Below are 26,565 nucleotides of genomic sequence, written 5' to 3'. Positions count from 1 at the left end.
GCCCGCGTGCAGCCATCTTAGGAGTGCGCGTCTGTCGTCGTCCTGTCATGGCGGCAGGCAGCGTCTAGGGGAAATCCCTGGGCATGGCGGCGGGGGCGGTCTTGGGCGTGCCCGTGGTCCGCCCACGTTTTTTATGTTCGTGGCGGGCCCACGTCTCTATTACGGCCGCTGCGGCGTATCGGTGACGAGCCGTATCCAGTTCTGCACGAAGCGCGAATGCCGCCGCTGATCCAGTCCCACCAGCAACGCCGGACTCAACACCACCGGCTGCACGATGCCCTGCGACCGCGCGAGCACCGCTTCGGAGGTCCAGCGCCCCGGCGTGTCTTCCATGATGGAGCCGAGCGCGGCATGGCTGGATGCGACCTGCTGGCCGGCGGGCGACAGCAGCCAGTCGACCAGGGCACGTCCCAGATCGGGATTGGGGGCGGTGCGCGCGATCAGCACCGAGCGCGCCAGCACGAGCACGTAGTCCTGCGGAAACACCACGCCGATGGGCCGGCCCGCGGCCTGCCGCGACAGAGCGTACGAGCCGAGGATGTTGTAGCCGATGTCCAGTTCGTCGCGCTCGATGGCGTCCAGGATCTCGGCGCTGGTGGCGGCCAGCCGCACGCCGGCCTGGCCCATGGCGTTGGCCAGCCCCCAGAAGTTGGACGAGACCAGTTCGTCCTGTTCGGCCAGCAGATAGCCCAGGCTGCTGGCGGCAATGTCGTAGGTGCCGATGCGTCCGCGCAGGCGCAGGGGGTCCTGTTCCAGCAGGCGCAGCAAGTCCTGGCGCGATCGCGGCACGGCCGCCTCGGCAAACCGCTTGGGGTTGTAGACGATGACGGCGGGCTCGAACGTGAACCCGTAGACCTCGTGCCGCCAGATGGCCCAGGACGGCAGCCGCGCGGCGTAGGGCGAGGCATAGCTTTGCGCGTACCCGTCGTTGGCCAGCCGGATCTGCAGGTCGGATGCCGAACTCATCAGCACGTCCACGTCCTGCAAACGCCCTTCGATGGCGGCCTCGTAGAGCTCGCGGCTGCCCATTTCGCGGTAGACGACGCTGACGTCGGGGCGGTGGGACTGAAAGCCTTGGATGAGCGGTGCGACGACGGGCGTGTCGGTTGGACCGGCGATGGTGAGGACGCGGGAGGAGGGCTGGGGGGCGGGGTAGCGGGTGATGATTTCTGGGATTTGCGAGGGGCGGAGGGTGTCGGCAGTTTTGGCAGCGGCGGGAGCGGCAACCGGATCTGACGTGACCCGCGCCGGCTCAGCCGCGCCTGCCGCGCGGACCTCAGCGGACGGCGCAGCGAGCAGCAGGCATGCGGTGCAGAACGCCGCTGCGGCTGTGGTCAGCGCGCGCCCGGCGCCGCCGCGCGCCAAGGGCAGCACGACGCGAGCCGTCAGGCCGCCGCCGGGCCGGTCGAGCAGCCACAACGAGCCGCCATGCGCGACGGCCACGGACCGCACGATGGCCAGTCCCAATCCGGACCCGGGCAGCGATTCCCCCGCACGGCCGCGCGAAAACCGCTGCTGTACGGTTTCCTTCTCATCGTCGGCCACCCCAGGCCCGCGATCCGAGACGGTCAGCGCGACACGATAGCCGGCAACCGGCATGGCCTGGATCTCAACGGGCCCATCCGGCGCGTAACGCAAGGCGTTGTCCACCAGGTTGCGCAGCATTTCGCGCAACGCGACACGATCCCCTGCGATGCGCGCGCGGCGCACTTCAGGCGCAATGGCGATGCGCAGCCGCTGCGCATCCAGAGGTCCAATGCGCCGGCGCGTTTCGTTGACAGTCTCCGCCACGCCGACAAGCGCGCGGGCGCCCTTGCCCATCCGGTGAGTGATGGTGGCGTCCATGAGCAACTGGTTGATGAGCTGGCTGGCGTGGGTGGCGTTCAGATGAATGCGTTCAAGCCGCGCGTGCAATCGCTGCGGATCGGTCTCGTCCAGGGCGACCTCGGCCTGCGCGCGCAGCGACGCCAGCGGTGTGCGAACCTGATGCGCGGCGTCGGCCACCAGGGTGTTGAGGCTGTCCATGGCGCCGGACAGGCGCTGCATGAAGCCATTGAGCGCTTCGATGAGCCGCCGCACCTCGCGCGGCACGGGCTTGGACAGCGGCTCCAGATCATCGGGCGCCCGACGCCGCAATTCGCGTTCGACGACGGCAAGCGGCGCAAAGGCGCGCTGGACGCCAAACCACAAGAGGCCGAGCGCGACCAGCGATACGGCAAGCAGCGGCAACACGCTGCGCTGCAGAATTTCACCGGCCAGCGCCTCGCGCGACCCCAACGTCTCGGCGACGCGCAAGGTGACCCAGCCGGCGTGCTGGCTGGCGGACACGAGGCGGCCGACGGTCGCAACGCGGATGGGTTCGTCGTGATACCGCAAGTATGTGAAGACGGGCGTGGCGGACTGCGCGAGCGGCAGGCCGGGCGCAAGGTCGCCGTACCCGGTGATGAGCCTGCCGTTGGAGGTGCGCGCCTCATAGAACACGCGCTCGCCGCCGGACAGCATGGCAAGCGACGAGACTGGCGGCTCGACGGTGACTTCGTTGTCTTCGATCTGAACCGATCCGGCGATGGTCAACGCGGAGGCGGCGAGCAAGCGATCAAACGCCTGTTCCGCAGCACGCTGGGCGTAGCCGCGCAGGAAGAACACCAGCCCGATGAGCGCGCACGCAAGCAACACGGCGCCCAGCGTGAAGACGCGTTGCCGGATGGAGAAGCTTTCAGGGATTTTCATGGCTGCGGGCCTGATACCCGACGCCCCGCACGGTGACGATGTCCACGGACGCGCCGGCCAGTTTCTTTCTCAGCCGCGAGATCAGCAACTCAAGCGCATTGAGCGAGCCGTCGTCCAGGTCGAAGATCTGATTCATGAGGCGTTCTTTGGCGACGGTCTGACCCAGCTTTCCGACCAGAATCTCAAGCAACCGGAATTCACGCCGGCCGAGTTCGAGCGGGGCGCCGGCCAGTTCGACATGCCTGTTTGCCAGGTCCAGACTGAGATTCCCGAAATGCGCAACACTGGTGGTCTGCCCCGCAGGCCGCCGCAACAGGGCACGCAGCCGTGCTTCGAGTTCGCGCAGGTCAAAGGGTTTGACGAGGTAATCATCGGCGCCAAGATCCAGCATGTCGATCTTGTCCTCGATCTCGGCGCGCGCGGTCATGACGAGCACGGGCGCGTCGAGCCCGGCGGCACGCAATTCACGGATGAGCGTGAAGCCATCCTTGCCGGGCAAGTTGATGTCCAGCACGAGCGCGTCCCAGGTCTCGTCCAGTGCCCATCGAGACGCCTGCACGCCGTCATGCACCCACTGCACGCTATGACCTGCCGAACGCAGTTTGCTCTCAACGGCATCGCCAAGATCGAGATTGTCCTCGACCAGCAGAATGCGCATGATGTCTTCTCCTCCGTTTGCTTTTTTGTTGGGAGTTTAACGGGGAGATCGTTAGCGTTGCGTTGGGATTCGGGTTTGGGGTTTTGCGAGTTGGGCGCGTGCTGGTTCTTGAATTTTGGCGGCTTTGGTTCTTTAGGCGTTCAGTGCTGCGGCGACTTCGGTTCTTAAGACGTCCGGCACGGTGGCGTCCCGGGGCGCGCGGGGCCACGATTGCGGTCCGGAGCCTTCGCTCCGGACTTCCCCGTCGTCATCTTCGTCCAGGCCTACGGCCTTCCCTTCAGATTCCCTCGGGCTTATCGACGCCCCGCGCACCCCGGGACGCCACCGCACCGGACTCTGGCAATTCAAGTCTTCTAGTCGCTGGGGCGGTCAGTTTTCTTGGCATTTTTGTGCAGAGCATTTCGGGCCAGAAGCATCTTGCGATGCCCGTCTCCGTTCGGCCGCGCGGGCGGCCTCCGGAGACTTACGCGGCGTCTTGCGTAGTGGTGATGACGCTTCGCGAGTAGGCGGCGCTTGGGTGTCAGACACCCGCATAGACGGGCTACAGGCCTGAAGGGTGCTTCCAGGGTGTCAGACACCCATCTTGGCGAAAGCGCTCGTTTTTTGCGGGTGTCTGACACCGTCGTGCGAGCGCGGCTCGCTGCTAATCGTCACTTGAACTCAGGTGCCCGATGGGCGGCGCGTACGGGTCGGCAAGTTGTGGCGGATCGTCGCCGCGCCGCCCATCACCGCCCCACCCCCCGTGAGGCGAACCATTAGCAAACCAATCCCCGCCAGCGCGCAGCGCACACGCCACGACGCCCCACGACCCGATGCCGGGTTGCCGCCGTCCGGGCGGCAGCAACCCGGCGGCCCCGCAGATTTCCTGCCCTGACCACAGGTCTTGTAGCGCGCAAACCAAAGACCCTCGTAGCACGGCGTCGCGGTCCCCGTGGGCGCGAGCGCCGTCGATGCGCCCGAGGGAATCTGAAGGGAGCCGAAGGCGGACGAAGATGACGACGGGGCAGTCCGGAGCGAAGGCTCCGGACCGCAATCGTGGGCGATCGTGCCCACGGGGACCGCGGCGTCGGGCGACCTACGAAGATCGATGAACGCGACCGACGAAGATCGGAAGAATGCGACCTACGAAGCCGCAGCCTCCCCCTTAACTTCGCCCACAAACCGACAATCCAACTCCAGAGACAACTCATCCATCCCCAGAATATCCACCTCAACCGCAGTCCCGCGCTCAAACTCCGGCATCCCCCCCACCCGAGTCACCAACGGCGCATTCGCAAACCGCACCAGATCGTCCCGGAGCACATGCGCCACCGTCCGCGTCACGCCGTTCTGCTTCAGCCAGCGCAGGCACCAGTAGCGTTCCATTGCGCTCTGGAATTCCGCCCAGGCCGCGTATTGCGCGTCAAAGGCGCCGATGATGGCGAACAGGTCTGCGTCGCGCGGCTTGAAGGGGGCGATCAGGCGGGCCGAGACGCCGTGTTCCACCGCGGCGATCAGTTGCCATTGGTTGACCAGGTCGACGTAGCGGCGCAGCGGCGACGTGCTCCACGCGTATTGGGGAACGCCGATGGCCTCGTGCGGCAGCGCCTGCGTGCTCATGCGCACGCGGCCAGCTTGCTGCGAGCGGTAGATGCCCGGCACGCCGTGCTGGTTCAAGAGGCCGCCCCACAGGTTGTTGGCCAGGATCATGTATTCGGCCACCATGCGATCCAGCGGCGCGTTGCGCTGGCGCGGGACCAGGCGCACGGGCGTGTCGGGATCGTCGGGGTTGCCGTCCAGGTAGAAGCTGTACTCCACCCGGGAATTGTTTTCCGGCTTGCCGCGCACGTTTTCGCGTTGCGCGGACAGGGCCTGCGCCAGCTTCCAGAGCGGGCGCAGCCAGTGGCCGTAGGGGAGGTCGGCGTCCGGATCGGACAGGCTTGCCTCGGTGACCTGGCTGTCCAGCATGTTGTGGCGCAGGTTTTCGCGCACGACGATGCGTTCCAGGCGGGTTTCCGATTCGATGACTTCGCCGGTTTCGGGATTGGCGGTGACGTACAGCGATAGCGCGGGCACTTCGCGGCCGGCGTCCAGGGAGAACGCCTGGATGACGCTGTCCGGCTGCATCGGGATCTTGTCGCCGGGCATGTAGACGGTGGACAGGCGGGCGCGGGCCAGCTTGTCCAGTTCGCTGTCGCGGGTGACGGACAGGCCGGGCGCGGCGACGTGGACGCCGACGCGCACGCGGCCGTCGGGCAGCGTGGAGACGGAGAGCGCGTCGTCGATTTCCGTGGTGGTGACATCGTCCACGGAATAGATTTCGGCGTCGGCCAGCGGCAGTTCGCGGTCGATGGGCGGCAGTTCCACGTCGGGAAAGGCCAGGCCGCGCGGGAAGTTGACGGCCAGGAAGCGGCGCTTGTGCAGCGCGAGCGCGTGCGGCCAGGCGCCCAGTTCTAGCAGCAGGCGGTCAGGCGTCTTGCCCAGCTTGGCGCACGCGGCGTCCAGGGCCTTCCATTGCTGCGAATTCTTGTCTGGACGGATCAGGAGCGATTCGGCGGCCTGGGCGATGGGTTCGGGCAGGCGGCCCGCGGCCATTTCGTCGACCCATTCCTGCTGCTGTTCGGCCTGGCGCTGCTTCTTTTCCAGCGCGGCGAGCGCGGCGGCCAGGATGTCCGGCGGGGCGGGGCGGTAGCGGCCCTTGCCGCGGCGGTGGAAGTACGCCGGCGCGCCGTGCAGGCGCATCAGCAGCGCGGCCTGCTCGACGGGCGTGGGGGCGTGGCCGAAGTAGTCGGCGGCCAGGGCGGGCGAGTCGAATTCCTCTTGCGGCGCGCATTCCCACAGGAATTGCAGATCCAGCGTCTCGGCCGTGGCGGCCGCCTGGGTCATCAGGGCTGCCGGATCCGGCGAGGCGAAGTTGAACAGGGTATTGGCGCGCTTGATTTTGCTGCGCTTGCCCGACTCCGACTCCACCTGCAGGCTGGCGTCGGTCTCGGACAGGATATTGCCGGCCTTGAAGCTGCCGTCATCTTCGTAAAACACATACATGGTGGGGATCGTCCTGGGCGGCGGCCTCGCGCCGCCTTGCGCAGCTTTGTGGGTGTTGAAAGTCGATATTGATTATCAGGTGCGTACCGGCTTGCCGCCTAGGGAGAATTCAAGCACTTCCGGCATCCAATCCGCGAAATCGGACAGGCCGTGGTCGCTGCCTTGCACGATGCGCTGGCGGCAGCCGGCGTATCGGTCGCGCATCTCGCGCCAATCCAGCACTTCGTCGCCGGTCGCGGCCACCAGGAAATACCGGTCGGGCTGCGTGATGCGCGGCGCATGGATGGCGGCCAGTTCGTCCACATATTCGGGCAAAAAAACGAACGGCGCGCCGGAATGATACATGTGGTGCTCGCCGACCTGGGTGGCAAGGTCGCGCGCGGCGTGGACGGCGGGATTCAGCAACACGGCCTTGCAGCCCAGCTGCTCGGCGATCCAGGTGGCGTAGAAACCGCCCAGCGACGAGCCGATGACAGTCAGTTCGCGCGGCGAATCGGCGTCCGCCAGCCGGTCGCGCGCCATGCCCAGCGCCAGGTCGATGGCTTGGCGCGGGCTGGCGGGCAGTTGCGGGCAGGCCCACGCATCGGTCAGGCCGCGCGCGGCCATGGCGTCCGCCATCAGGCGGGCCTTGAAAGAATCGGGCGACGATCGGAAACCGTGTAGATAGAGGATCATTGCTTGCTGTTTCCGTGTGCGTTGCGGGAGGCGGCCGGCTGAGGGCTTGAATTCCGGACATGCGGGTCTGGCAGGGCCAGCCCGGCATGTCCGGCAGGGCGCGCTTTGCCGGGTTCGGCCAAGCGGGCGGAATCAGCCCCGCGCCTGCAGCGCATCCAGCAGCTTGCCATGGATGCCGCCGAAACCGCCATTGCTCATCACCAGCACCTGGTCGCCCGGCCGGGCGGCGCCAGCAACGGCGTCGACGAGCGCGCCGATGTCATCGTAGCTGGAAGCCCGCCCGCCCAGGGGCGCCAGCACTTCAGCCGGGTTCCAGCCCAGCGCATGCTTGCCCTCGCTGGCGCCAAAGCAGAACACCAGGTCAGCGTCGGCCAGCGCCTCGGGCAGCCTGGCGGCCATGGTGCCCAGCTTCATGGTGTTGGAGCGCGGCTCCAGCACGGCCAGGATTCGCGCCGATCCAACCTGACGGCGCAGACCTTCCAGCGTGGTGGCGATGGCGGTGGGATGGTGAGCGAAGTCGTCGTAGACCTTGATGCCATTGACCGTGCCGCGCAATTCCATCCGGCGCTTGACGCCGCCGAAGCGGGTGAGGGCATCGATGCCCTGTTCGGCGGGCACGCCGACGTGCTCGGCGGCAGCCAGGGCAGCCAGCGCGTTCATGCGGTTGTGCTCGCCGGTCAGCGACCAGCGGACGGTGCCGGCGTGGACGCCGGCGCGCGTGACCTCGAACGCGCCGTCAGCGTCCGGTGGCGACGCCTGCCACTGCCCATCCGGGCCGAACGTGACGGTATCCGACCAGCATCCCCGTGCAATCACGCGGTCCAGCGCATCCGATTGCGTCGGTCGGACGATACGGCCCGAGCCGGGGATCGTGCGAACCAGATGGTGGAACTGCGTTTCGATCGCCGCCAGATCCGGGAAGATGTCGGCGTGATCGTATTCCAGGTTGTTCAGGATGGCGGTGCGCGGGCGGTAGTGAACGAATTTGGAGCGCTTGTCGAAGAACGCCGTGTCGTATTCGTCCGCTTCGATGACGAAGGGGCGGCGCGCCGGGTCGTAGCGGGCAGATACGTGCAGGTCCTGCGCCACGCCGCCGATCAGGAAGTTCGGGGCCATGCCTGCGGCTTCCAGCACCCACGCCAGCATCGAGCTTGTGGTGGTCTTGCCGTGCGTGCCGGCCACCGCCAACACGTGCGCGCCCGGCAGGATGTTGTCGCCCAGCCATTGCGGCCCGGACACATAGCGCGCCCCGGATTCCAGAATGGCTTCCATCAGCGGGTTGCCGCGGCTGACCACGTTGCCGATCACGTACAGGTCAGGCTTGAGCGCCAGTTGCTCCGCGCCAAAGCCTTCGATCAGTTCGATACCCTGTTCGGAAAGCTGGGTGCTCATCGGCGGGTACACGCCGGCGTCGCAACCCGTGACTTTATGGCCGGCGGCGCGCGCGATCAGCGCCAGTCCGCCCATGAAGGTGCCGCAGATGCCAAGAATGTGCAGGTGCATTGATAAATCTCCTGCCCCGCATTGTATATATAGCGGCCCGACAAGCCGGCGCCTCGCGCCTGCGGCGTAAAACGGCCGCAACGGTTATCATCGCGCCATGAATCGACGCCTACTTCTTTCCGCCGCCGTGGCGGTGGCCGCGACTGTCGCAGGCGGCTATACGCTGATGGGCCGCAAGCCCAAGAACGATGCCGCGCCGGCTGACGCGGGCGATCCGGTCGCGGGGCTCATGCAGATGCAGCTTCCGGATCTGAACGGCGCCTCGCATTCGCTGGCCGGCTGGAAGGGCCAGCCCATCGTGGTCAATTTCTGGGCAACCTGGTGCGCGCCGTGCGTCAAAGAGATGCCCGCGCTCGACGCTTTGCAGAAAAAATACCCGCAAGTACGCTTTGTTGGCATCGGCGTTGATTCTGCCGCCAACATGCAGAAGTTTGTCGAGAAAGTACAGGTTTCATACCCGCTGTGGGTGATCGGCGCCGGCGCCATCGATACGCTGCGAAAGCTGGGTAATCCTAGCGGTGGCCTGCCTTTTACTATCGTTTTCAACGCAGATGGCAGCATTAACCGGAAGATATTGGGTGAAGTCCAGCCCGACGATCTGGATCGCACCCTTTCGGGTTTGAAGGCGTAAGTCTGTTGGACAAATAGTAGGAATTGGCGTAAAAAGCTGGTTTATCGGCTGTTTTGCCAACAATTGGCAATCCACAATTTGGCACGCGCATGGCGCAAAACATACTGGTATTGCATGGCCCGAACCTGAACCTGCTCGGCACCCGGGAACCTCATATCTACGGCAGTCTTACTCTGGCCCAGATCAATGAGCGTCTCGAGCTGCTTGCGGGCGAATTGGGCGCCACGCTGACTGCGTGGCAAAGCAATCACGAAGGTGCGCTGGTTGACCGCATTCAGGCGGCACGGCAGGACGGCACGGACTTCATCATCATCAACGCAGCGGCATACACGCACACCAGTGTCGCGATTCGCGACGCGCTGGCCGGGGTCGCGATCCCATTTATTGAAGTACATTTGTCCAATCTGTATAAGCGAGAGCCGTTCAGGCATCACTCTTATCTGTCCGACTTGGCGCAGGGCCTGATCAGCGGCCTGGGCGCGGACGGCTACGAGGCCGCGCTGCGTTACGCAGTGCGGCACTGATCTCGCATCAATTCAACGCTTTTACATCTTATACGGCGCGAACCCCGACGCTGGGACGACGCCGACACTATCTCGGGAAGCAGCTTCTATGGATCTTCGAAAACTCAAAACCCTGATCGACCTGGTGGCTGAATCGGGCATCGCCGAGCTGGAAATCACCGAAGGCGAAGGCAAGGTCAGAATCGTCAAGTTCTCGCAGACGCTGCAGCCGGTGGCCTACCACCAGCCCGAAGCCGGCGTGCCCGCCGCGCCCGTCGCCGCCGCCGCCGCGCCCGCCGCTGCGCCGGCCGCGCCCGCTGCCCCGGTCATTCAAGGCCACGTCGTGAAGGCCCCGATGGTCGGCACGTTCTACCGTTCGCCGAACCCGGGCGCCGCCCCGTTCATCGACGTGGGCGCCACCGTCAAGGAAGGCGACCCGCTGTGCATCATTGAAGCCATGAAGCTGCTCAATGAAATCGAAGCCGACAAGGCCGGCGTCATCAAAGAAATCCTGGTCGAAAACGGTGAGCCCGTCGAGTACGGTCAACCCCTGTTCGTCATTGGCTGATAGCTGAACATGTTCGAAAAAATCCTGATCGCCAATCGGGGCGAAATCGCCCTGCGCATTCAGCGCGCCTGCCGCGAGCTGGGCATCAAGACCGTCGTCGTGCACTCCGAGGCCGACCGCGAAGCCAAGTACGTGCGCCTTGCCGATGAATCCGTGTGCATCGGGCCCGCGCCGTCGCGTGAAAGCTACCTGAACATGCCGGCCATCATCTCGGCCGCCGAAGTTACGGATTCCGAGGCAATCCACCCGGGTTACGGGTTCTTGTCCGAAAATGCCGACTTCGCCGATCGCGTCGAGAAGAGCGGTTTCGTGTTCATCGGCCCCCGCCCGGACACGATCCGCCTGATGGGCGACAAGGTCAGCGCCAAGCGCGCCATGATCGAAGCCGGCGTGCCGGTGGTGCCGGGCTCGGAAGGCGCGTTGCCCGACGATCCGCAGGAAATCCTGCGCACGGCGCGCGAAGTCGGCTATCCGGTCATCATCAAGGCAGCAGGCGGCGGTGGTGGCCGCGGCATGCGCGTGGTGTACACCGAGGCCGCGCTGCTCAATGCCGTCACGATGACGCGTTCCGAAGCAGGCGCCGCGTTCAACAACCCGGAAGTCTATATGGAGAAGTTCCTCGAGAACCCGCGCCATATCGAAATCCAGGTGCTGGCCGACGGCGGCCGCAACGCGGTCTGGCTGGGCGAGCGCGATTGCTCCATGCAGCGCCGCCACCAGAAGGTCATCGAGGAAGCGCCGGCGCCCGGCATCGCCCGCCGCCTGATCGAGCGCATTGGCGACCGCTGTGCCGACGCCTGCCGCAAGATGGGCTATCGCGGCGCCGGCACGTTCGAGTTCCTGTACGAAAACGGCGAGTTCTATTTCATCGAAATGAACACCCGCATCCAGGTCGAACACCCGGTCACCGAGCTGATCACCGGCGTCGATCTGGTGCAGCAGCAGATCCTGATCGCCGCCGGCGAGAAGTTCACGCTGCGTCAGCGTGACATCACGTTCAGCGGCCATGCGATCGAATGCCGCATCAACGCCGAAGATCCGTTCCGTTTCGTGCCCAGCCCGGGCCGCATCACGAACTGGCATACGCCTGGCGGTCCTGGCGTGCGTATCGACTCGCACGCGTTCAATGGCTACTTCGTGCCGCCCAACTACGATTCGATGATCGCCAAGGTCATCACGTACGGCGACACGCGTGACCAGGCGCTGGCGCGCATGCGCATCGCGCTGTCGGAAATGGTGGTGGAAGGCATTTCCACCAACATCCCGCTGCACCGCGAAATGCTGCAGGACGCCCGCTTCATCGAAGGCGGCACCAGCATCCACTATCTGGAACACAAGTTGGCGCAGCGTCCCTGACCGACTCTGGGGCCTCACGGCCCCTTTTGCGTTTTACCTTGTTGATGTTTTAAGGTTGATCGGGCCGCGGCGGATGCCGCGGCCCGTTGACCAGATGGAAGAGAAAAATCATGCGTGAACTCGTGCTCCATTGCTCGGAGACGCAGGCCGAAGCCCTGTCGGACGCCTTGCTCGAAGCCGGCGTGCTGTCGGTCTCCGTCGAAGATGCCGACTTCGGCACCGAAGTCGAGCGGCCGTTGTTCGGCGAGCCGGGCACCGAGCCCGACGTCCAGGCATGGGACCGCAATCTCGTCGTCGCCTTGCTGCCCGACGGCGCCGATCCCGCGCAGATCATGGAAGAAGCCGCCCAAACCGGGGAGCTCGATGCATCGGTGTTCGACGGCTGGAGCCTGCGCGACGTGCCGGACGCCGACTGGGTGCGCCTGACGCAATCGCAGTTCGGCCCGATCCACATCGCCGAACGTCTCTGGATCGTGCCCAGCTGGCACCGCGACAATCCCGATGTGCCCGGCCTGGACACGGCCTTGCCCGACCAGGACGGCGCCATTCATATCGAACTGGACCCGGGCCTGGCGTTCGGCACCGGCAGCCACCCGACGACACACCTGTGCCTGGCGTGGCTCGAAGCCGAGCTTCCCGCCGGCGCGACCCTGCTGGACTACGGCTGCGGATCCGGCATCCTGGCCATCGCGGCGCGCAAGCTGGGCGCCGGCCCCACGCAGGCGGTCGATATCGACGCGCAGGCGGTGCAGAGCACGGTGTTCAACGCAGAGGTCAACAAGGTCGAGCTGCAGGCCATGCTGCCCGACGGACTGGCGGACGGCACGTTCGAAGTCGTGGTCGCCAACATTCTGTCCAACCCCCTGAAGGTGCTGGCCCCCATGCTGGCTGGCCGCGTTGCCGCGGGTGGCCACCTGGTGCTGTCGGGCGTCCTGGAACGCCAGGCCGAGGAGGTCGCGGCCGCCTATGCGCCCTGGCTGGCCATGTCGGTCTGGCGTGCGCGCGACGGCTGGGTCTGCCTGCACGGCAAGAAGCCCTGAGTCCCGGCAGCAGGAGCACGCCTCATGGCTCTGACCACCCGCTGCCCGCAGTGCGGCACCTCGTTCAAGGTGGTGCCTGATCAGCTTCGGGTCCGCAATGGCCTGGTGCGTTGCGGCGCCTGCTCGACCGTTTTCGATGGCCGTGCGTGCCTGGTGTCCGCGCCGGGTGCGCCTGTCGCGATCACCCCGCCGGCCGCAGCGCCGCTGCCATCGTCCGCCGCGGCCGTGGCCGCGCCCGTGCTAGCCGCGCCCGAGCCGCATCCGCCCGCCGCACCGTTTCCGGAACCGGCCTTTACGCCGGTGTCGACACCGGCCCCGGCGCCTGCACCTGCCTTCACCCCGGTGCGTCCGGCGGCGGTTCCGCCGCATGTGCCGCCGCATGTGCCGCCGCCCGCCATCGTGCCGCCCCGCGCAACGCCCGCCGTGCCAGCTGAGCCGCGCGTGATTCTGCCCTGGGAAGACGAGCCCGAGGCGCCGCCCGCGCCTTCGATTCCGCCCGCGCCTTCGATTCCGCCCGCGCCTTCGATTCCGCCCGCCGTGCTGCGCGGCCGCGACGACATCCGCAAGCGCCCCGAGCCGGAAGCGGCCATGCCGGATGACCCCGCCGACGACGAGTATCTCGACGATGACGGCGAACCATTCCTGCGCGAGCCGGAGCCGCCCCGCACCGCGCCCGCGCCGCGGCCCCCCGTGTTTCGCAACGAACCCATCGTCGCCAGCCGGTCCGGCGAGCCAACGCTGGACTGGCGCGCCGGGCAGCCGCGCAGTGATCCGCGCCTTGATGTTCGCCACGACCCGCGTCAAGGCCCCCGCCAAGATCCTCGTCACGACATCGCCGACGACTTTCGCGACCAGCATCGCGACGATGTCCGCGACATCGAGCGCGACGACGAATACGAGGACGAAGACGACCTCGATCACGCCGCCCACGAACCGGTGCTGGGCGACACGCGCACGCGTTATTCCAGCGCCACCGACGTGGGCCGTGCGCCGCCCGAGTTCCTGGACCAGGACCGGATCGAGCGTAGCGGCCTGGTGCGCAAGCTGTGGGCCTACGCCTGCCTCATCGGCCTGATCGTGCTTGCCCTGCAACTGCTCTACGCATACCGCACCGATATCGCCAATTCCGTGCCGGCGCTGCGACCGGTCCTGGAGGCCGCCTGCAAGCCGCTGGACTGCACGGTCGGCTACGCGCGCCGCCGCGATCTCATCAGCATTTCATCGTCGTCGTTGCAGCCGCCCAAGGGCGCCGCCGCCATCGATGACGGCCGCACCCGCCTGGTGCTGACCGTGATGCTGCACAACCGCTACGACAAGCCGCAGCATTGGCCGGCACTGGTGCTTGAACTGAACGACCTGTCCGACACGGTGGTCGTGCGCAAGGTGCTGATGCCCGAGAATTACCTCACGCCCGAACAGTTGAAGGGACCGTTCGGTCCCCAGGGTGCATTGAAGATTTCAGTCCCCATTGAAGTGACCGGCGTTCAGGTCAATGGCTACCAACTCGACAAGTTTTTCCCGTAAAGGATGACAAGCATGGCAACCCCTGTTCTGGTCTGCGGTTCGATGGCGTTCGACACCATTGCGGTGTTCGAAGGCCGCTTCAAGGAACACATTCTTGCCGACCGCATCCAGTCGCTGAGCGTGTCGTTCCTGGTGCCCAGCATGCGCAAGGAATTTGGCGGCTGCTCGGGCAACATCGCCTACAACATAAACCTGCTGGGCGGCGCGCCGGTGCCGGTGGCCACCATCGGTGAAGACGCCGGCGAATACATGCAGCGGCTGTCGGGCCTGGGCATCGACGTCAGCCGCGTCAAGGTCATTCCCGACACGTTCACCGCACAGTGCTTCATCACGACCGACCTGGACGACAACCAGATCACCGCCTTCCACCCGGGCGCCATGTCGTTTGCCGCGCAAAACGACCTGAGCGACGCCGACGCCGCCTGGGCGATCGTTGCGCCGGACGCGAAAGAAGGCATGTTTGCCCACGCCGAACGCCTGCACAAGCGCGGCATCCCCTTCATCTTCGACCTGGGCCAGGCAATGCCGCTGTTTGACGGCGCCGACCTCGAGCGCATGCTCAAGCTGGCGCAGGCCCTCACGGTCAACGACTACGAAGCCGGCGTGGTCGAGCAGCGCACCGGCCGCAGCGTCGCGGACATTGCGCGCACGCTGCAAGCGGTGGTCGTGACGCGTGGCGCCGAAGGCGCCACCCTGCACACCGAAGGCAAGACCATCCAGATCGAACCCGTGCGCGCCTCGCAGGTGGTGGATCCCACCGGCTGCGGCGACGCGCAGCGCGGTGGTCTGCTGTACGGCCTGACCAGCGGCTGGAGCTGGGAAGACAGCTGCCGCCTGGGCAATGTCATGGGCGCCATCAAGATCGCTTCGCGCGGCCCGCAGAACCATGTGCCGACGCGTGCCGAGATCGACGCCGTGCTGCACGCCACCTACGGCATCCATCTGCCTGCCTGATCGGCCAGGACTCCCCGGGAACCGACACCTCGCACACAGGTCGAACGTCAGCGCATATTCAATGGCAACGGGCTGTAGCCCGTTGTTTCGCGCCTGAGTTTGCAGCTTCTGGCGGAGCGTTTCAGTCTGTTGCGGGTGCGCTTGCCGGGCGTTGCGGGCGGAGTATCATCAGTCACCGTCGGTCGTGCCCGAATGAGGAGTCCAAATGAATCATATAAAGTCTTTTTCCCTGGTGACGCCGCGTACCGGCCGTTGGCTGGCTGTCGCGGCTGTGGTGACGTCGATGGCAGTGCTTGGCGGTTGCGCAAACCCCAGCGCCTCCAGCGGCGTGTACAGCTACGATCAAGCGCAGCGCGAACAGATTGTCCGTAACGGAACGGTCACCGGCGTGCGTCCGATCGTCATCCAGAACGACAAGTCCAGCGGCGTCGGCATGGTGGCCGGCGGTGCGTTGGGCGGCGTGGCTGGCAATGCGATCGGTGGCGGCACGGGCCGCACCATCGCCACGGTCGGCGGCGTCATCCTTGGCGCGCTGGCGGGCAACGCCGTCGAAAACCGCGCACAGAAGAACTCCGGCCTGGAGATCACGGTGCGACTGGATAACGGCGAGACCCGCGTGGTCGCCCAGGAAGCCGACGTGCCCATCAGCGTGGGCCAGCGCGTCCAGGTGATCAGCGGCGCCGGTCCGACCCGCGTCACGCCGATGTAATCGGCCCAGCCCGCAATCAAAAAGCCCGCGCAAGCGGGCTTTTTTGTCGCTCGCCCGCAACGCAGTCCCCCGGGATTTACCCGCGAACGTTACCTTTCCAAGCGTTTTCTCGCCATTTCCTCCATAAGTTTCATGGCGATTCGACGGCCGAAGTGCAATGATTGCGACGGCGCGGCAGTCCGGATTTAATGTAACCACGTGCTTCCGGAAGCCCCGCTTGCTGGCTGGAATTTTTCAGTTTGGTTTCAGCTGTTTTCTGTATCCTCGTCGCCTGAATCCCGGGGCGGGGGATGGTTTGCCGAACAGGCAACGTTACGCTGCAATACCTATGCATACCGAGCAAGAACTCCACACCAAGATCGGCGAGATCGTCGAGTCGATCGTCATGAAGAAAGTCACCCCCGACACGCAACTGATTGCCACCGGCCTGGTCGATTCGCTCGCCGCCGTGGACATCACGCTGGCGGTCGAGTCCGAGTACGGCTGCAGTATCCCGGCTCCCGAAATCGCAGAGCACCTTCAGTCGGTCCGCGTGCTTGCCGGCTATGTCGCTGCCCATACTTCGTAATACCCGGTTCCTGTCGCACGTCGCGGCGGCAGCGACGGCGGTGGCGTTGGCGGTAGGGGCGTATTGCGGGGCGGACGATCTGCTCAGCCGCGTCGTCAATCCGTCGTCATCGCCCTCGGCCATCGCGGCCGACAAGAGCAACTACCTGCCCAACCTCGGGCCGGACTGGGGCACCCAGCACGTCAACCTGAACCGTCTGGGCAACGCGCTCAGCGACGGCACCCTGGTGGTGCTGGGCTCTTCCGAGCTGTCCAGCCACGACCTGCGCTTCGTTCCCTACCGCTTCTTTCCCGAAGAGCTGAAGGTGCCGACGCTCGCGTACGGCCACGCGATGTTCCAGTCGTATGGCATCGTCAGCGTGCTGGAATCGGTATCTGACTCGCTCACGCCCAACACGCGCCTGGTCATCATGCTGTCGCCGGCCTGGTTCGCGTCGGGCGGGCAGCTGCCGCGCAGCGCGTTTGCCGAGCACGTCACGGGACCGGTCTGGGACCGGTTGTGGGACCAGCCCAGTACGCGCGAGCAGATGCAGAACTGGATCAGCGACAACGCGAACTGGGGGTTGCTGTGGCTCATCGCCAATGGTCAGGTGTCCGAGCTGAAAGACAAGCTGGCGCTGTGGTGGCATGCCCGCCAGGAGCCGGCCCCTGACAAGCCGCGCACCAAGCTGTCCGTGCCCGCGCACCGCTACGTGTCCTGGCCGATGTCCGCCCGCCTGAATGCCGGGCAGTGGTCGCGGATCACGCACGAAGCGCGCGTCGTCGAACACAACCTGGGCGGCAACAACCCCTACGATGTGCGCGACGACTACTACCAGCAGTACCTCGCGCCGCTGTACTCGCCCGCGCGCAATGAATTCGCAGACGTCGATCCCATCACCCGTACCGAGCTGGGCGACCTCTCACGTGTGATGGCGCTGCTGCAAAAGCGCAAGGTCAAGGCGTACTTCGTCATCCAGCCGTTCAACCCCAAGCTCATCCTGGACGTCGAACGGTTCGACCCCGTGGTGGCCGCCATCACCGGCATGTGCACGCGGTACCAAATGGGGTGCCTGGATCTTTACAGCATTCCTTTCGAGCCGGGCATGCTGCGCGATGACATGCACCTGGCCGAACTTGGCTGGGCCATGGCCGATCAAGGCATTGCGGAGTATTTTTCCCGATGAAACTCTTTCGTAAAGACGAAGCCCGTAATGCGGGCGTGGCCTGGGCGCGCCGCTTCTTCTGGCACCTGTGCCTGTACGTGGGCGTGATCCTCGTGTTCGTGCTGCAGGCGCAGCCCACGACGGGCAGCGGCGGACCGATCAAGGTCGAATTCCAATACCAGCAGTTCTGAGCGCACCATGGAACTCTTCGCAAGCTTGAGCTTCTTCGGCGGCGCCCTGTTCGGCGGCCTCGGCCTGGTCGCCTACCGATCGTCCGGCATGCCGCTGCGCATCGGCTATCGCCACATCATCGGCGTCATCTGCCTGGGCGTCTGGATGGCGGTGTTCTGGGCGCGGCCGTACCAGCCCATCGCGCTCTTCGCCATCTCCGGCGCCGCGCTGTGGGCCATGCGCCGCAACTACATCCCGACCTGGCTGGCGGTGATCATCACGATGACGCCGTTGCTGTTGGTCAAGACCGGCGTATCGCACCTGGGCGCCATGCTCGGGTTGTCCTTCGCCACCTTCCGCGCCATCGACGTGCTGCTGTTCGCGCCGCGCAACGAGCGTGTCTCGCCGCTGGATTACTTCATCTACCTGTTCTTCCCGCTGACGCTGCTGGCCGGTCCCATGTACCGCTGGCGCGCCTTCCAGGCCGATCTGAAGCGCGGCTATGAAGGTGTCAACCTGAACACCTGGCTGACCGGGCTGGAACTCATCATGGTGGGCGTGATCCAGAAGTTTGGCCTTGCCGAGCTCATCTGGCGTTACGGGCTGGCCACGCTGGACGCGCACGACTATTCGTTCACCGGCGTGGCGCTGAATGCCTCGCTCTACAGCGCCTACCTGTTCTTCGATTTTGCCGGCTACTCGACCATGGCGATCGGCATCGGCATGCTGTTCGGCTTCACGCTGCCGATCAACTTCCGCAACCCGCTGGCCACGCTGAATCCGCAGGATTTCTGGCGTCGCTGGCACATCAGCCTGTCCGAATGGCTGCGCGATGTCGTGTTCATGCCGATCTACAAGGCATTGAGCAAGACCAGCTTCTTCGGCCGCCACCGGCTTGCGGCGCAGAACATCGGCATCTTCGCGACGCTGCTGGCGATGGGCGTGTGGAACGGCCTGTCGCTGCACTACATCGTCAGCGGCCTGATGTTCGGCGCGTATTCAGTGGGCCACAACCTGCTGATCAACGCCGCGCGCACGCGGCCCGGTCTGCAGGCGCTGCTGGCCAAGCCCGTCATGCGCTTTCTGGGGCGCGTGCTCACCCTGATTCTGGCCGCGCTGGCGCTGTACGTGTTCAGCGGCCGCAGTCCCATCTGACGCCGGGAGCTTCGGCATGCGTTTCGACTTGAAGTCCTTCCAGTTCGCCGACGACGGCCGCGCGCCCGACGCGCTGGCCGTTGCCGCCGCCGACCGCAGCCTGACCTGGGCGCAGTTGCGCACTGAGGCCGAGGCCTGGGCCGACGCCGCCCGCCAGCACGGCGTGGCGCCCGACGTGCCGGTGGCCATCTACGGTCACAAGGAAGCCGCGTTCTTCGTCGCGATGGTCGGCGCGCTGCTCATCGGCGCGCCGTTCGTTCCGGTGGACACCATCTACCCTGCTGAGCGTCTGCGCCGCATCGTCGAGATCGTGCGCGCCGCCGCCGTCTTCGATGCCGCGGCCGGCACCTTCACGGCGGGCGAGGGCGAAGTGCTGCAAGAGCGTGGCCTGGCCTACCTGATGTTCACGTCGGGCAGCACGGGCGATCCGAAGGGCGTGCAAATCGGCCGCGAAAGCGTCGGCCTGCTCGGCGACTGGATGCTCGGCAGCTTTGGCCTGGGCGAGGCGCCCGTCTTCATGAACCAGGCGCCGTTCAGTTTCGACCTGTCCATGTACGAGGTCTTCGCCACGCTGGCGTCCGGCGGCAGCTGCGTGCTCAACGCGCGCGAACAGATCGCCGCGCCCGGCCCGTGGATGGAACGGCTGGCCGGCCACGGCATCACGGTGTGGGTGTCCACGCCGTCGTTCGCCCACCAGCAATTGGCCAACCGCGACTTCTCGCCCGTCACGCTGCCGACGCTGCGCACGTTCCTCTTCTGCGGCGAGCCGCTGCCGGCGGCGCTGGCCAAGAAGTTGCGCCAGCGTTTTCCCGACGCATCCATCCTGAACACCTACGGCCCGACCGAAGCCACGGTGGCCACCACCTGGATCGAAGTTACCGATGCGGTGCTGGCGGCACACGATCCGTTGCCGGTCGGACACGCCAAGCCCGACAGCGTGCTGCTCGTGGACGAGGGCGAGATCTGCATCGTGGGAGACCACGTCATGCGCGGCTACCTGAACCGCGCCGACCTGAACGCGGCCAAGCTCTACACCTATGACGATGGCCGCCGCGCGTTCCGCACGGGCGACCTGGGTCTGATGGAAGAGGGCGGGCTGCTGTTTTGCCGCGGCCGGATGGACGATCAGATCAAGCTGAACGGCTATCGCATCGAGCTGGCCGAGATCGACGAGGCTTTGCACGGCCTGCCGGGGGTGGAAGGGAGCGCCTGCGCGGTGCTGCGCCGTCCCGACGGCACCGCGGTGCGGTTGATCGGCTTCGTGACTGGGCTGGACGGTGCGGGACAGGAGGCGTCGCTGCTTGCGCCGGAGACCTTGTCCGGCTGGAAGGAGCGGCTGGCCGAGCGCCTGCCGCCGTACATGGTGCCGTCAGAGCTGGTTGCCTGCCCGGCGCTGCCGATGTCGAACAACCACAAGATCGATCGCAAGAAGCTGATCGAGATCTACAGCGCCATTCCGGTCTAGCGCAAGACGCCGCCGGCCGGATGGACCAGCGCCCCGCTGATGGGGGCGCTGTGCAAAGCAATGGTGCGGCGGGCGATTACACGCCCATCATGCCGTAGCTCAGGCGAGCCAGGACCATCAAGAGGATCTGCGCGGCCACCAGCAGGATCAGCGGCGAGAAGTCGATCGAGGTGCGCGGCAGGATGCGGCGGATGGGATCGAGCAACGGCGCGGTCAGCGACTGCAGCAGCGGCATCATGGGCGCCATCGGGTTGACCCACGACAGCACGGCTTGGATCAGCGTCAACCAGACCACCAGATTCAGCGCCCATTTCGCGGTCATGATGAGCGCCGAACCCATGGCGGCGGGCAGCAGTGCGGCGGGAATCAGCGCGCCGATGGCCACCAGCCACAGCAGCACCAGATAGACCAGCGCCGACAGCCATGCGCACACGAGGCTGGTCCAGTCGATCTTGTTGCCCGCGGGAATGATCTTGCGCAGCGGCATCACGAGCCAGTTGGTGGCGCCGTAGATCGCGCGCGCCAGCGGGTTGAAGGGATGCAGCCGTATCGCGTGCATCCAGGCGCGTGCAATCAGTGCCGCGCCAAACAGCGTGAACACGATTTCGAGAAGGAAGCGGAAGATTTCACCGAGCATGGACGCGATCACCCCAAAAAAGAGGAGTCAATTGTCGCACGGCCAGACGTAAAAATTGCGTACGGTCCTAGTGCTTCAGGCCTAGTGCAAAGGGGCAGCCATTTGCATGGCATTGACGCGGGGACGACAAAAAAGCCGCCCGGTAAATACCAGGCGGCTCTGATGAAGCTAACGCTTCGGCGCGTCCGGATTAGGGACGGCCACCCGTCGGGAACGGCCACGACGCGGCGGGGTTCAGCGCGGTCTTCGCGCCCGGGGCAGCAGCCGTGGTGGGCGGCGTTGCGGGCTTCTTCGGAGCGGCTTTCTTCGCAGCGGGCTTCTTGGCGGCGGCGGGCTTCTTTGCGGCGACAGCCGGCTTGGAAGCGGGAGCCTTCTTGGCAGCGGGAGCCTTCTTGGCAGCCGGGGCCTTCTTGGCTACGGCCTTCTTGGCAACCGCTTTCTTGGCGGCCGGGGCCTTCTTGGCAGCAGCCTTCTTGGCTACGGCTTTCTTGGCGGCCGGGGCCTTCTTGGCGACAGCCTTCTTGGCAACCGCTTTCTTGGCGGCCGGGGCCTTCTTGGCTACAGCTTTCTTGGCAACCGCCTTCTTGGCGACAGCCTTCTTGGCTACGGCCTTCTTTGCGACGGCTTTCTTGGCAACTGCCTTCTTGGCAACGGCCTTCTTGGCGGCCGGAGCCTTCTTTGCTACGGCCTTCTTGGCGACTGCCTTCTTGGCAACGGCCTTCTTGGCGGCCGGCGCCTTCTTGGCGGCAACCTTCTTCACGGCCGGCTTCTTGGCGGCTGCGACTTTCTTCACTGCGACTTTCTTGACGGCAGCTTTCTTGGCCGGAGCGGCCTTCTTTGCTGCTGCCTTCTTGGCGGCGGGTTTTTTCACCGCTGCTTTCTTGACGGCTTTCTTGGCTGTTGCCATGGTCATGCTCCTTAGGTTCAGGGGTCCCAGAACTTAAACCCGTGCCCCGACCCGCCAATTGGCGGACCGTGCCCGGGCTATTCATCGGCGCATGCCGCTGTTCTGTGCGAGCAACAGCTACTACGGTTTGCGCTAATGAATTCGGCACAGCCATTTGATATGGCCCCCGCTCCTTTGGCGCGAGCCATTTCAAATGGCGCCGGCAGGCAGCCTGTCCACAGGCCGCCGACCGCTTGTTCTACGTGTTCGAAGACACCCTGACCAAGGAGATTGCCATCAAGCCTGTCGCGAACGCGACGCCCATCAACGAGAAGAGGGCGTGCCCGCGCCGGGCTCGATGGCGTACTGCGTTACTCCCAGCTCAGCGTGCCACCGGTTTGGTATTCGATCACGCGAGTTTCAAAAAAGTTGCGTTCCTTTTTAAGGTCGATCATTTCCGCCATCCACGGGAAGGGATTTTCTTCCTGGGGGTACAGAGGTTCGATACCGATCTGCTGGCAACGACGGTTGGCGATGAAGCGCAGGTAGGATTTGAACATGGGTGCGTTCAAGCCCAACACGCCGCGCGGCATCGTGTCTTCGGCGTAAGCGTATTCGAGTTCGACCGCTTTGCGGAAGAGTTCTCGAATTTCTTCGCGGAATTCCGGCGTCCAGAGATGCGGATTTTCCAGTTTGACGGTGTTGATCAGATCGATGCCGAAGTTGCAGTGCATGGATTCATCGCGAAGGATGTACATGTACTGCTCGGCAGCGCCGGTCATCTTGTTCTGGCGGCCAAGCGCCAGGATCTGCGTGAAGCCAACGTAGAAGAACAGGCCTTCCATGAGGCAAGCGAAAACGATCAGAGACTTCAGCAGCGTCTGGTCGGCTTCGGGCGTGCCCGTCTTGAAGTTGGGATCAGCGATCGCGTCGATGAACGGGATCAGGAACTCGTCTTTTGCCCGGATGGACGGCACTTCGTTATAAGCGTTGAAGATCTCGGCTTCGTCCAGATCCAGGCTTTCGACGATGTATTGATAGGCGTGCGTGTGGATGGCTTCTTCGAAGGCCTGGCGCAGCAGGAACTGGCGGCATTCGGGAGCCGTGATGTGGCGGTAGGTGCCCAGCACGATGTTGTTGGCGGCCAGCGAGTCGGCGGTCACGAAGAAGCCGAGGTTGCGCTTGACGATGCGGCGCTCGTCCTCGGTGAGCCCGTTCGGGTTCTTCCAGAGGGCGATGTCGCGCGACATGTTGATCTCTTGCGGCATCCAATGGTTGGCGCAAGTGGCCAGGTACTTTTCCCACGCCCACTTGTACTTGAAAGGCACAAGCTGGTTGACGTCGGTCTGGCCATTGATGATGCGCTTGTCGGCAACCTTCACGCGCTGCGAGGTGGCCGAGCCGCTGGCGGCCAGGCCGGCAGCGTGTTCAGGCGCGGCCGGCGTGGGCATGGCGGTGTCGCCGAAAACACCCGTCGCCGCCCGGACTTCCGGGGCAGCCTGACCGCCCGCCGCGGGCGCGGCAGGTTGTGCAGGTTGCGTGGCGGTGGTGTCGTCGTCCCAATTAATCATGATTCATTCTCCGGAGGCGGTTATTGGCAGGCTTCGCACTCTTCGAAGCCGGGGTCGCCCGGCCGCATGGTGCAAACCGCCCCGAGAACTTCGGGTTCCGGCAAAACAGGTGCTGCGGCAACGGCGGAAGCAGTGGACGGATTGCCTGCGCTGACGGCGTTCAGTTCGCCGCCGCGTCCGGTGGACTTCTCGGCGCTGGTGGCGCCAAGGGTGCGCAGGTAGTACGTGGTCTTCAGGCCACGCGTCCATGCCAGCTTGTAGGTGTCGTCCAGTTTCTTGCCCGATGCGCCAGCCATGTAGATGTTCAGCGACTGGGCTTGATCGATCCACTTCTGACGGCGCGACGCGCATTCAACCAGCCAGCTCGGTTCGACTTCGAACGCGGTGGCGTAGAGTTCGCGGAGTTCGGACGGAACGCGATCGATGCGGGACAGGCTGCCGTCGAAGTACTTGAGGTCGGCGACCATGACTTCGTCCCAGAGACCGAGTTTCTTCAGGTCACGCACGAGGTAATCGTTAACGACCGTGAACTCGCCGGAGAGATTCGATTTGACGTACAAGTTCTGGAAAGTGGGTTCGATGCACGCAGATACGCCAATGATATTGGAAATAGTGGCGGTTGGGGCGATTGCGATGCAATTGGAGTTGCGCATGCCGTGTTCTTTGATGCGCGTGCGCAACGTATCCCAATCGAGCGTGCTCGATTCATCAACCTCAACGTGACCACCACGTTCATCACGCAGCATCTTCAACGTGTCTTGCGGCAAGATGCCACGCGACCACAGCGAGCCTTCATACGATTGATAGCGACCGCGTTCTTCAGCGAGCAGGCTCGACGCGAAGTACGCGTGATAGCACACCGCTTCCATCGAACGGTCCGCGAATTCAACAGCGGCTTGCGATGCGTACGGCACGCGCATCATCTGCAGGCAATCCTGGAAGCCCATGATGCCCATGCCCACCGGACGATGGCGCGCGTTGGAATTGCGGGCCTTGTCGACGGCGTAGTAGTTGATGTCGATCACGTTGTCGAGCATGCGCATCGCGATGCTGACCGTGCGCTTGATCTTGTCGTGGTCCAGTTCGAAACCGCCGCCGGCAGCCGGCTTCATGTGTGCGACCAGGTTCACGGAACCCAGATTGCAAACCGCGATTTCGGATTCGTTGGTGTTCAGCGTGATCTCGGTGCACAGGTTCGAGCTGTGGACGACGCCCACGTGCTGCTGCGGCGAACGGATGTTGCACGGATCCTTGAACGTGATCCACGGGTGGCCGGTTTCGAACAGCATCGACAGCATCTTGCGCCACAGCGTCAGCGCCGGCATCTTCTTGAACAGCTTCAGTTCGCCGCTGGCGACGCGGGCTTCGTAGCCCACGTAGGCTTCTTCGAACGCGCGGCCATACTTGTCGTGCAGGTCGGGGCAGTCGGACGGCGAGAACAGCGTCCACTCACCGCCTTCCATGACGCGCTTCATGAACAGGTCGGGAATCCAGTTCGCCGTGTTCATGTCGTGCGTGCGGCGGCGTTCGTCGCCGGTGTTCTTGCGCAGTTCCAGGAATTCTTCGATGTCCAGGTGCCACGACTCGAGGTACGTGCAGACCGCACCCTTGCGCTTGCCACCCTGGTTCACGGCGACGGCCGTGTCGTTGACGACCTTCAGGAACGGCACGACGCCCTGGCTTTCGCCGTTGGTGCCCTTGATGTGGCTGCGCAGCGCGCGGACCGGGGTCCAGTCGTTGCCCAGGCCGCCGGCGTACTTGGCCAGCAGCGCGTTTTCCTTGATGGCGTCGTAGATGCCTTCCAGGTCGTCCGAGACGGTGGTCAGGTAGCACGACGACAGCTGCGAGTGCAGCGTGCCCGAGTTGAACAGCGTGGGCGTGGAGCTCATGAAGTCGAACGAGGACAGGATCTCGTAGAACTCGATGGCGCGCGTTTCGCGGTCGGTCTCGCGCAGCGCCAGGCCCATGGCCACGCGCATGAAGAAGACCTGCGGCAGTTCGATGCGGGTGCCGCGGATGTGCAGGAAGTAGCGGTCGTACAGGGTCTGCAGGCCGAGGTAGCCGAACTGCAGGTCGCGCTTGGCGTTCAGCGCCTTGCCCAGCTTGGTCAGGTCATAGTTGGCCAGTTCGGGCGACAACAGGCCGCCTTCGATGCCGCGGGCAATGAACGTGGGGAAGTATTCGGCGTAACGCGCGCCCATGCCGTCTTGCGAGACTTCCTCGCCCAGCACTTCCTTGCGGATCGTGTGCAGCAGCAGACGGGCGGTGACCTGGCTGTAGGCCGGATCCTTTTCGACCAGCGCGCGCGCGGACAGGATGGCGGACTTGAAGACTTCGTCGACGGGGATGCCGTCGTACAGGTTCTTGACCGTTTCCTTCAGGATGGCTTCGGCGTCGATGAATTCAGACAGGCCTTCGCCGGCGGCGACGATGGTCGCGCGCAGTTCGGCGACGTCCAGCGGACGGCGCACGCCGCCGTCGGTGACGTTCAGCACGTGTTCCTGCGGCGCGGCGGCGGCCTTCTGCTGGCCTTCGGCGGCAGCAGCAGCGGCGCGTTCCTGCGTGCGCTTTTCGCGGTACAGGACATAGGCGCGCGCGACGTCATGCTCGCCAGAGCGCATCAGCGCCAGTTCGACCTGGTCCTGGATGTCTTCAATATGGAAGGTGCCGCCGTTGGGGCGGTTGCGAACCAGCGCGTTGACGGCTTGGCCGGTCAGCGTTTCGACGAGTTCGCGCACACGGGCGGATGCGGCGCCTTGGCCGCCATTGACGGCCAGGAAGGCCTTGGTCATGGCGATGGCAATCTTGCTGGGCTCAAAGCCAACCACCGAGCCATTGCGGCGGATGATGTTGTAGCTGGCCCATTTGCCGCTATTGGCGTCGGCGGGGGAGTCGGTTTGGGAGGGCGGCACGGCCGAAGGCCGGGTCACAGAGGCGATCGTAGTCTGCATGGAAGCTCCTGTGCGTAAAAGCGCGTAGATAACGGCATGACGGCGTCATGTCGGGTCAAAATTGGATCTTGTAATGGGGGTCGCAACGTCCGGACGGGCTAGTCCGTAAGGCGTGGCCGGCGGGAATCCGCGCTTGGGCGAC

22 protein-coding genes are annotated in these 26,565 nt (G+C 65.0%); 13 read left to right on the top strand and 9 right to left on the bottom strand.

What is annotated here, in order from left to right:
* Positions 1 to 159: 159 nt before the first annotated feature.
* The 5 genes from KW836_RS00685 to mpl all read right to left on the bottom strand — a co-directional run bounded on the left by KW836_RS00685 (position 160) and on the right by mpl (position 8,590).
* The gene (locus KW836_RS00685; RefSeq protein WP_218342195.1) at positions 160 to 2,730 is read right to left on the bottom strand and encodes an extracellular solute-binding protein; all 2,571 of its coding nucleotides are present in this window, start codon (positions 2,728 to 2,730) and stop codon (positions 160 to 162) included.
* Positions 2,717 to 3,388 carry a response regulator transcription factor gene (locus KW836_RS00680; protein ID WP_218342193.1) on the bottom strand — a complete coding sequence of 224 codons (672 nt, stop codon included), beginning with the start codon at positions 3,386 to 3,388 and terminating at the stop codon, positions 2,717 to 2,719. The genes KW836_RS00685 and KW836_RS00680 overlap by 14 nt, the downstream gene beginning before the upstream one ends.
* Before the next feature lie 1,122 nt (positions 3,389 to 4,510).
* Positions 4,511 to 6,412 carry a ribonuclease catalytic domain-containing protein gene (locus KW836_RS00675; RefSeq protein ID WP_218342191.1) on the bottom strand — a complete coding sequence of 634 codons (1,902 nt, stop codon included), beginning with the start codon at positions 6,410 to 6,412 and terminating at the stop codon, positions 4,511 to 4,513.
* A gap of 75 nt (positions 6,413 to 6,487) precedes the next feature.
* Entirely contained in the window at positions 6,488 to 7,087 is a 600-nt protein-coding gene (locus tag KW836_RS00670) for a YqiA/YcfP family alpha/beta fold hydrolase (protein WP_218342189.1), read from the bottom strand.
* Positions 7,088 to 7,219: 132 nt separating this feature from the next.
* Entirely contained in the window at positions 7,220 to 8,590 is a 1,371-nt protein-coding gene (mpl, locus tag KW836_RS00665; protein WP_218342187.1) for a UDP-N-acetylmuramate:L-alanyl-gamma-D-glutamyl-meso-diaminopimelate ligase, read from the bottom strand.
* A gap of 97 nt (positions 8,591 to 8,687) precedes the next feature.
* On the opposite strand from mpl, the gene KW836_RS00660 reads away from it, so the two are divergent.
* The 13 genes from KW836_RS00660 to KW836_RS00600 all read left to right on the top strand — a co-directional run bounded on the left by KW836_RS00660 (position 8,688) and on the right by KW836_RS00600 (position 20,378).
* Complete coding sequence (locus tag KW836_RS00660) at positions 8,688 to 9,221, top strand: TlpA disulfide reductase family protein (RefSeq protein ID WP_218342186.1); 534 nt, start codon at positions 8,688 to 8,690, stop codon at positions 9,219 to 9,221.
* A gap of 89 nt (positions 9,222 to 9,310) precedes the next feature.
* Positions 9,311 to 9,745, top strand: coding sequence for a type II 3-dehydroquinate dehydratase (aroQ, locus tag KW836_RS00655; protein ID WP_056327805.1), 435 nt, complete (start codon positions 9,311 to 9,313; stop codon positions 9,743 to 9,745).
* 88 nt (positions 9,746 to 9,833) lie between these two features.
* Positions 9,834 to 10,292 carry an acetyl-CoA carboxylase biotin carboxyl carrier protein gene (gene accB / locus KW836_RS00650; protein WP_175139133.1) on the top strand — a complete coding sequence of 153 codons (459 nt, stop codon included), beginning with the start codon at positions 9,834 to 9,836 and terminating at the stop codon, positions 10,290 to 10,292.
* A 9-nt stretch (positions 10,293 to 10,301) separates the two neighbouring features.
* On the top strand, positions 10,302 to 11,648 hold the full coding sequence (accC, locus tag KW836_RS00645; RefSeq protein ID WP_175139132.1) for an acetyl-CoA carboxylase biotin carboxylase subunit: 1,347 nt from the start codon (positions 10,302 to 10,304) through the stop codon (positions 11,646 to 11,648).
* A gap of 110 nt (positions 11,649 to 11,758) precedes the next feature.
* The gene (gene prmA, locus KW836_RS00640) at positions 11,759 to 12,688 is read left to right on the top strand and encodes a 50S ribosomal protein L11 methyltransferase (protein ID WP_175186482.1); all 930 of its coding nucleotides are present in this window, start codon (positions 11,759 to 11,761) and stop codon (positions 12,686 to 12,688) included.
* Positions 12,689 to 12,712: 24 nt separating this feature from the next.
* The gene (locus KW836_RS28090; RefSeq protein WP_218342184.1) at positions 12,713 to 14,212 is read left to right on the top strand and encodes a DUF3426 domain-containing protein; all 1,500 of its coding nucleotides are present in this window, start codon (positions 12,713 to 12,715) and stop codon (positions 14,210 to 14,212) included.
* A gap of 12 nt (positions 14,213 to 14,224) precedes the next feature.
* Entirely contained in the window at positions 14,225 to 15,166 is a 942-nt protein-coding gene (locus KW836_RS00630; protein WP_218342183.1) for a carbohydrate kinase family protein, read from the top strand.
* 205 nt (positions 15,167 to 15,371) lie between these two features.
* Positions 15,372 to 15,875, top strand: coding sequence for a glycine zipper 2TM domain-containing protein (locus tag KW836_RS00625; protein ID WP_175126237.1), 504 nt, complete (start codon positions 15,372 to 15,374; stop codon positions 15,873 to 15,875).
* Between the two features lie 328 nt (positions 15,876 to 16,203).
* On the top strand, positions 16,204 to 16,443 hold the full coding sequence (locus KW836_RS00620; protein ID WP_008159625.1) for an acyl carrier protein: 240 nt from the start codon (positions 16,204 to 16,206) through the stop codon (positions 16,441 to 16,443).
* Positions 16,421 to 17,608 carry a D-alanyl-lipoteichoic acid biosynthesis protein DltD gene (locus tag KW836_RS00615; protein WP_175126236.1) on the top strand — a complete coding sequence of 396 codons (1,188 nt, stop codon included), beginning with the start codon at positions 16,421 to 16,423 and terminating at the stop codon, positions 17,606 to 17,608. Before KW836_RS00620 ends, KW836_RS00615 begins: the two co-directional genes overlap by 23 nt.
* Complete coding sequence (locus KW836_RS00610) at positions 17,605 to 17,778, top strand: hypothetical protein (protein WP_175126235.1); 174 nt, start codon at positions 17,605 to 17,607, stop codon at positions 17,776 to 17,778. The genes KW836_RS00615 and KW836_RS00610 overlap by 4 nt, the downstream gene beginning before the upstream one ends.
* 7 nt (positions 17,779 to 17,785) lie before the next feature.
* Positions 17,786 to 18,913 (top strand): MBOAT family O-acyltransferase, encoded by a 1,128-nt coding sequence (locus KW836_RS00605; protein WP_175126234.1) that lies wholly within the window; start codon positions 17,786 to 17,788, stop codon positions 18,911 to 18,913.
* Between the two features lie 16 nt (positions 18,914 to 18,929).
* Positions 18,930 to 20,378, top strand: a complete 1,449-nt coding sequence (locus tag KW836_RS00600; protein WP_218342181.1) for a D-alanine--poly(phosphoribitol) ligase — start codon at positions 18,930 to 18,932, stop codon at positions 20,376 to 20,378.
* Between the two features lie 76 nt (positions 20,379 to 20,454).
* On the opposite strand, the gene KW836_RS00595 is transcribed toward KW836_RS00600, so the two are convergent.
* The 4 genes from KW836_RS00595 to KW836_RS00580 form a co-directional block, all read right to left on the bottom strand.
* Entirely contained in the window at positions 20,455 to 21,015 is a 561-nt protein-coding gene (locus KW836_RS00595) for a YggT family protein (RefSeq protein ID WP_056566878.1), read from the bottom strand.
* Between the two features lie 190 nt (positions 21,016 to 21,205).
* Positions 21,206 to 21,922 (bottom strand): histone H1-like DNA-binding protein, encoded by a 717-nt coding sequence (locus KW836_RS00590; protein WP_175139129.1) that lies wholly within the window; start codon positions 21,920 to 21,922, stop codon positions 21,206 to 21,208.
* Positions 21,923 to 22,272: 350 nt separating this feature from the next.
* Positions 22,273 to 23,472 (bottom strand): ribonucleotide-diphosphate reductase subunit beta, encoded by a 1,200-nt coding sequence (locus tag KW836_RS00585; RefSeq protein ID WP_056564436.1) that lies wholly within the window; start codon positions 23,470 to 23,472, stop codon positions 22,273 to 22,275.
* Between the two features lie 20 nt (positions 23,473 to 23,492).
* Positions 23,493 to 26,423, bottom strand: coding sequence for a ribonucleoside-diphosphate reductase subunit alpha (locus KW836_RS00580; RefSeq protein WP_175139128.1), 2,931 nt, complete (start codon positions 26,421 to 26,423; stop codon positions 23,493 to 23,495).
* Between the last annotated feature and the right edge of the window lie 142 nt (positions 26,424 to 26,565).

Origin of the sequence: Achromobacter sp. ACM05 (assembly GCF_019218915.1) — a bacterium.
GTDB classification, from domain to species: domain Bacteria; phylum Pseudomonadota; class Gammaproteobacteria; order Burkholderiales; family Burkholderiaceae_B; genus Achromobacter; species Achromobacter animicus.
Note: the sequence above shows the minus strand (reverse complement) of the source record. Positions and strands in the feature narration are given on the sequence as shown.

Bases quoted from the DNA above. Each gene is read 5' to 3' on its own strand.
- KW836_RS00630 (WP_218342183.1), top strand. From the start codon at position 14,225: ATGGCAACCCCTGTTCTGGTCTGCGGTTCGATGGCGTTCGACACCATT.
- KW836_RS00620 (WP_008159625.1), top strand. From the start codon at position 16,204: ATGCATACCGAGCAAGAACTCCACACCAAGATCGGCGAGATCGTCGAG.
- KW836_RS00580 (WP_175139128.1), bottom strand. From the start codon at position 26,423: ATGCAGACTACGATCGCCTCTGTGACCCGGCCTTCGGCCGTGCCGCCC.
- KW836_RS00615 (WP_175126236.1), top strand. From the start codon at position 16,421: ATGTCGCTGCCCATACTTCGTAATACCCGGTTCCTGTCGCACGTCGCG.
- KW836_RS00595 (WP_056566878.1), bottom strand. From the start codon at position 21,015: ATGCTCGGTGAAATCTTCCGCTTCCTTCTCGAAATCGTGTTCACGCTG.
- KW836_RS28090 (WP_218342184.1), top strand. From the start codon at position 12,713: ATGGCTCTGACCACCCGCTGCCCGCAGTGCGGCACCTCGTTCAAGGTG.
- KW836_RS00605 (WP_175126234.1), top strand. From the start codon at position 17,786: ATGGAACTCTTCGCAAGCTTGAGCTTCTTCGGCGGCGCCCTGTTCGGC.
- KW836_RS00600 (WP_218342181.1), top strand. From the start codon at position 18,930: ATGCGTTTCGACTTGAAGTCCTTCCAGTTCGCCGACGACGGCCGCGCG.
- KW836_RS00685 (WP_218342195.1), bottom strand. From the start codon at position 2,730: ATGAAAATCCCTGAAAGCTTCTCCATCCGGCAACGCGTCTTCACGCTG.
- prmA (WP_175186482.1), top strand. From the start codon at position 11,759: ATGCGTGAACTCGTGCTCCATTGCTCGGAGACGCAGGCCGAAGCCCTG.
- accB (WP_175139133.1), top strand. From the start codon at position 9,834: ATGGATCTTCGAAAACTCAAAACCCTGATCGACCTGGTGGCTGAATCG.
- KW836_RS00670 (WP_218342189.1), bottom strand. From the start codon at position 7,087: ATGATCCTCTATCTACACGGTTTCCGATCGTCGCCCGATTCTTTCAAG.
- KW836_RS00585 (WP_056564436.1), bottom strand. From the start codon at position 23,472: ATGATTAATTGGGACGACGACACCACCGCCACGCAACCTGCACAACCT.
- KW836_RS00675 (WP_218342191.1), bottom strand. From the start codon at position 6,412: ATGTATGTGTTTTACGAAGATGACGGCAGCTTCAAGGCCGGCAATATC.
- mpl (WP_218342187.1), bottom strand. From the start codon at position 8,590: ATGCACCTGCACATTCTTGGCATCTGCGGCACCTTCATGGGCGGACTG.
- KW836_RS00610 (WP_175126235.1), top strand. From the start codon at position 17,605: ATGAAACTCTTTCGTAAAGACGAAGCCCGTAATGCGGGCGTGGCCTGG.
- KW836_RS00660 (WP_218342186.1), top strand. From the start codon at position 8,688: ATGAATCGACGCCTACTTCTTTCCGCCGCCGTGGCGGTGGCCGCGACT.
- KW836_RS00680 (WP_218342193.1), bottom strand. From the start codon at position 3,388: ATGCGCATTCTGCTGGTCGAGGACAATCTCGATCTTGGCGATGCCGTT.
- accC (WP_175139132.1), top strand. From the start codon at position 10,302: ATGTTCGAAAAAATCCTGATCGCCAATCGGGGCGAAATCGCCCTGCGC.
- aroQ (WP_056327805.1), top strand. From the start codon at position 9,311: ATGGCGCAAAACATACTGGTATTGCATGGCCCGAACCTGAACCTGCTC.
- KW836_RS00590 (WP_175139129.1), bottom strand. From the start codon at position 21,922: ATGGCAACAGCCAAGAAAGCCGTCAAGAAAGCAGCGGTGAAAAAACCC.
- KW836_RS00625 (WP_175126237.1), top strand. From the start codon at position 15,372: ATGAATCATATAAAGTCTTTTTCCCTGGTGACGCCGCGTACCGGCCGT.